The following is a 793-nucleotide window of genomic DNA, read 5'->3' on the forward strand; positions in this document are numbered from 1 at the left end:
CCCCTTGCCCGCCGGTGGTGCCAGCATTGCCTCCCAGGAAGCGTGTGCTACCTTTCCTGGCAGTGCTACCCGTCTTACAAAGGTTGATGTGGAGAGTACGGCGGTTGCTACTGGTCAAATCCAGGTGTGCTGGACCCAGCCCAAACAAGCAGGTGGCATTCCGTTCGATGGCACTCCCAGCTACGAGCTTTCGCGGGCCGAGGGCCTGGCACCAGCGGCCACGGCGTTCAGACCCATTGCCACCATTACTTCGCTCGCGGACACCTGTTATACAGATACTAATATCAACACCCAGGACCTGCAGTATACTTATCGGCTGGAGTTCGTACGCACGTTCCCGGCCAGCACCAGCCAAGCGCCAGTGCGCGAGCTCGCGCCCACGGCTAGCAGTGTACGTACAACGGCCCTGCCCAACTCAACCGCCACCCAGATTGCCGTGAGCTGGACGTACAACGTGCCCTGGGATAATACCACCCAGCCGGCTGCGATATACCGCCGGTTGGGCGGCGCGCCCAATCCGTTTGTCCGCATTGCCACTGCCCCAAGCACCGCCACGGGTGGCACCTATACCGACGCTGACCCAGCGCTGGTGAAAGGACAAACCTATTGCTATTATGTGCTCACCAACGGCCGCTATGCCAATGTGAGCTACCTGAGTTCGTTGCTAAACCGCAGTCAACAGCGATGCCTGGAACTCAACACGCCGCCATGTACGCCGGTGCTGAGCTTGTCGGCGACCAACTGCGATAGCCTGGCCGGGCTGCCCGCATTCCCGCGGGCCGGCGAGCGCTAC

General features: G+C 61.3%; 1 pseudogene. It reads left to right on the plus strand.

The features are described 5' to 3' along the window. Nucleotides 1-793: pseudogene (locus WX88_RS31190) on the plus strand (gliding motility-associated C-terminal domain-containing protein); the annotation flags it as partial.

It is taken from the genome of Hymenobacter terrenus (assembly GCF_000972495.1).
Taxonomy (GTDB): Bacteria; Bacteroidota; Bacteroidia; order Cytophagales; family Hymenobacteraceae; genus Hymenobacter; species Hymenobacter terrenus.